Below are 3,350 nucleotides of genomic sequence, written 5' to 3' on the forward strand. Positions count from 1 at the left end.
TGTCCGTTTTTACCCGACCACCAGAAAAACCAGCCGATGATAAAGGCCAAAATAATGCTGATGGGGACAAGGATAAACATACTTTCCATTACATCGCTCCGGTCAAATCGGTCAGGATAAAGGTTTTACCGCTGATGGTCAGATACTCGTTGCGCAACGCGCCGATATTTTTATCGTCAAAAAACAATTCGATACGGTCTTTAACCACGCGCCAGTATTGCGGGATATCGGTTTGCTCGAAAGGCGACAATACCGCTGCTTCGGCTGCATCTTCGCTTTGCAGCTTGATTGCAAAGCGTCCGCTTTGCGGCGGATTTTGCGATTCATCGTCTGCCAACATAATAAAAAATCCGGCGTGTTCGCCGTCTTGAGTGTGGATACTGAAATAATGCATATCGGGAAATCTTCAAAACCGCCGTCATTTTTTCAGACGGCCTAAAATAAAATTCCGTCCATTTTACATCAAATATTAAGTCAAGCAGCCGATTACATTTTTTGTTAGAATACGGCGTTTACTTTGTTAATCTGTTCAGACCGCTACCCACTACGTCCTACAAAGGGTGCAACATAGCCGGAGCAGCAGTAAGGTCCCGACAAAAATGCCGTCTGAAACCTCAAGGAGCATAAAATGACACAAAAATTAATCTTGGTTTTGAACTGCGGCAGCTCTTCTCTCAAAGGTGCCGTATTGGATAACGACAGCGGCGAAGTATTGCTGAGCTGCCTTGCCGAAAAACTCAACCTGCCCGATGCCTACATCACCTTCAAATTCAACGGCGAAAAACACAAAGTCGACCTGTCTGCCAAGCCCGACCACACCGGTGCAGTTGAAGCCCTGATGGAAGAACTCAAAGCCCACGGCCTCGACAGCCGCATCGGTGCGATCGGCCACCGCGTGGTAAGCGGCGGCGAATTGTACAGTGAATCCATTTTGGTTACCGACGATGTTATCGCTGGTATCGAAAAATGTATTCCACTTGCTCCTTTACACAACCCAGCCCACCTTTTGGGCCTGCGCGCTGCACAAAGCATCTTCAAAGGCCTGCCGAATGTTGTCGTATTCGACACCGCATTCCATCAAACCATGCCTGAACACGCTTACAAATATGCTGTTCCACATGAATTGTATGAAAAATACGGCTTGCGCCGCTACGGTGCGCACGGTACCAGCTACCGCTTCGTTTCTGACGAAACTGCACGCTTCCTCGGCAAAGACAAAAAAGACCTGCGCATGGTGATTGCACACTTGGGTAACGGCGCATCTATTACCGCCGTCGCCAATGGCGAATCACGCGATACCAGCATGGGCCTAACCCCGCTGGAAGGTTTGGTAATGGGTACCCGCAGCGGCGACATCGATCCCGCAGTGTTCAGCTTCTTGGCTGAAAATGCCAACATGACCATCGCCCAAATCACCGACATGCTGAACAAAAAATCCGGCCTGCTCGGTATCTCCGGTTTGTCTAACGACTGCCGTACCATCGAAGAAGAAGCTGCCAACGGCCACGCAGGTGCCAAACTGGCTCTGGAAATCTTCATCTACCGCTTGGCTAAATACATCGGCAGCATGGCAGTAGCAGCCGGCGGTTTGGACGCATTGGTATTCACCGGCGGCATCGGCGAAAACTCCGACATCATCCGTGAACGCGTATTGGGCTACTTGGGCTTCCTCGGTCTGCACATCGACCAAGAAGCCAACCTGAAAGCTCGCTTCGGCAATGCCGGTGTAATTACCACTGCCGACAGCAAAGCTGTTGCCGTTGTGATTCCTACCAACGAAGAATTGATGATTGCACACGATACTGCCCGTCTGAGCGGCCTGTAATCCGTCATTATTGAAAACCTGCCCGAAAGGGCAGGTTTTTTTATCGTGTATAGATGAAGAAAATTTCGAGAATATATTGAAAAAAGCCGACAAATATTGTGTTTGTCGGCTTTTTAATCAGTGCAATATTAAGAATGCTGATAGATAGGTTTAGAACTTATAACTGATGGTAAACAGCAAAGTCCTGCCTCGTGCGTAGTTGTTCAAGACGGAGCGTGTCGTACCGCCATATTTGCCATTGCATAAACCATTGGCATCGCATTCGACTTCCTCATCATCTAATCCGCCTTTTCTTTCAAATACGCTGAAATAGCGCTGGGTTGCTGCATCGTTTGCGGCATCCAAAGGATCGACATAGCGTTTATTGAACGCATTTTGAATGTCGAAACGAAGGATAAGGTTTTTCTTCGGTTCATAATTGGCATAGAAATCAAAAATCATCGGCTGTCTGTTGATGCTTTCTGTTTTTTTGATTACCCTTCTGCCCATTTGATGTGAAGAGTAGGTATTGGCACCGGTTGTACCGTCAACAAATTCCTCCTCAGTCGTCGCCCGTGTACTTTTGCCGTAATAGCGCATAATGCCGCCGATGGTTAATTTGTTGCCCAACCAGCGGGAACCCAATTCAAACCGACCGTAATCTCGGGGTAAGCGTGAAATTTTGCTTAACCCGTAGCCCTGTTTAATTTGGTCTTCTTTAGAAGAGTTGCGGGGCGATTCGCTGGCATCGCTATAGTTGGTTGGTTGGTTGGTTTTTTGATATGCGTAAGACAGGGTTGTAAAAAAGCGGCCGAAATCATAGTTCATTTCCACTTCCAAACCATTTTTATGAACAGGTTTGGCATAGTTTCGATGCTGGATAGAGTATTGCAGGCCGGTACTGGTTACCCAGCTGGGTGCTTTATCCAAATCCCACCATTTGCCATAAACATTATGGATATAGTTGTTTATCCTGCTGCGGTAGGCGACCAGTTTGAAACCCAATACATCGTCCGGCTTGAAAATCCCTTTTTTGAAGGTATTGAAGCCTATTTGGTAAGTATTGGCCTGTTCCGGCTTGAGGGCTGTATTGACGCCTGAGTCGCCGATTTGTGAAAAATACATTTCTTGAATATTCGGCATTCTATGCGTACGAGAATAGCTGATAAACGGCATAAAGTAGTCATTGACATTGATGTTTAATGCCACCGAATGGTTTACCGCATGCTTTTTACCGGATTTGGTATAAACCGGTTCGTAAAGGTCGCAGCTTGGCGTGCAATGCTGTTTATAAATTTCAGAATCTTCTCCAAATGCTTTTTTAAAGTCTTCTTGGGTATTGAAGTAGTCGGTATATTCGCCTTTGTAGCGGTAGTTGACCATATTGGCGCTGTAATTCAATTGATAAATGCCTTTTTTCAAGGAAGTATCAAAATAGAACGTATTGAATTTTTGCTGGCCTGAAGGTTGCAATATGGTTGATTTCTGAGGAAATATTCCTTTGTCGCCTTTGAAGCGGCCTAAAAAGCTGTACAGGCCGGCATCT

4 protein-coding genes are annotated in these 3,350 nt (G+C 46.5%); 1 reads left to right on the top strand and 3 read right to left on the bottom strand.

Translation table 11 applies throughout. The features are described from left to right. On the bottom strand, positions 1 to 89 hold an 89-nt coding region (gene ccoS, locus ACTHUT_RS16220), incomplete at its 3' end, for a cbb3-type cytochrome oxidase assembly protein CcoS (protein ID WP_440419070.1). Next, entirely contained in the window at positions 89 to 394 is a 306-nt protein-coding gene (locus tag ACTHUT_RS16225; protein WP_003681461.1) for an HLGFF motif protein, read from the bottom strand. The genes ACTHUT_RS16225 and ccoS, both read right to left, overlap by 1 nt. A gap of 234 nt (positions 395 to 628) precedes the next feature. On the opposite strand from ACTHUT_RS16225, the gene ACTHUT_RS16230 reads away from it, so the two are divergent. Next, positions 629 to 1,825: an acetate kinase gene (locus ACTHUT_RS16230; RefSeq protein ID WP_250600109.1), complete on the top strand. Its 1,197-nt coding sequence runs from the start codon at positions 629 to 631 to the stop codon at positions 1,823 to 1,825. 150 nt (positions 1,826 to 1,975) lie between these two features. On the opposite strand, the gene ACTHUT_RS16235 is transcribed toward ACTHUT_RS16230, so the two are convergent. Then, the coding region (locus ACTHUT_RS16235; RefSeq protein ID WP_440419068.1) for a TonB-dependent receptor domain-containing protein at positions 1,976 to 3,350 on the bottom strand (1,375 nt) is incomplete at its 5' end.

It is taken from the genome of Neisseria sp. P0022.S010 (genome assembly GCF_051956635.1).

What these genes read in the sequence shown, in the direction of transcription:
- ACTHUT_RS16230 (WP_250600109.1), top strand. Translation starts at nt 629, where the DNA reads ATGACACAAAAATTAATCTTGGTTTTGAACTGCGGCAGCTCTTCTCTC.
- ACTHUT_RS16225 (WP_003681461.1), bottom strand. Translation starts at nt 394, where the DNA reads ATGCATTATTTCAGTATCCACACTCAAGACGGCGAACACGCCGGATTT.